1 protein-coding gene and 1 pseudogene are annotated in these 385 nt (G+C 56.1%); one reads left to right on the forward strand and one right to left on the reverse strand.

Translation table 11 applies throughout. From position 1 onward, the window contains the following. The first annotated feature begins 22 nt into the window (after positions 1–22). Entirely contained in the window at positions 23–100 is a 78-nt protein-coding gene (locus EDI28_RS27860) for an ATP-dependent Clp protease proteolytic subunit (RefSeq protein ID WP_369122694.1), read from the forward strand. 214 nt (positions 101–314) lie between these two features. On the opposite strand, the pseudogene EDI28_RS28080 reads toward EDI28_RS27860, so the two are convergent. After that, a pseudogene (locus EDI28_RS28080) lies at positions 315–377 on the reverse strand (hypothetical protein); the annotation flags it as partial. Positions 378–385 lie beyond the last annotated feature (8 nt).

Genomic DNA, 385 nt, shown 5'->3' on the forward strand with positions numbered 1-385 from the left:
TGGAATGGCTATTTATGATACTATGCAATTTGTGCGACCCCATGTACAGACAATATGCATGGGATTGGCCGCTTCAATAGTGCCGCAACCGCTGCGGTGATCTGCGCGTTCACGTCCGGCTGCGCCGCGCTGGCGTTCTCGCCCTCCGTCGCTGGCACCACGTCAGTAACGTCAGCCTGCGAAGCAGTGGCTGAAACAGTTGTTGATTGAGTCTCTTTGGTCATTCGCCCTCCTGAGAGACGGGATTTACGTGCATCCAGTGCATCACGCATGACGGTGATCGCATCGGTGCTGTTAACAAGTTCATCAGCCAGTCCGGCATCAATGGCCTCCTGACCGCTGTACACTGCAGCCTCGGTATCCAGCACAACCTGCACGGACAGGC

The organism is Photobacterium chitinilyticum (assembly GCF_004104355.1).
GTDB lineage: Bacteria > Pseudomonadota > Gammaproteobacteria > Enterobacterales > Vibrionaceae > Photobacterium > Photobacterium chitinilyticum.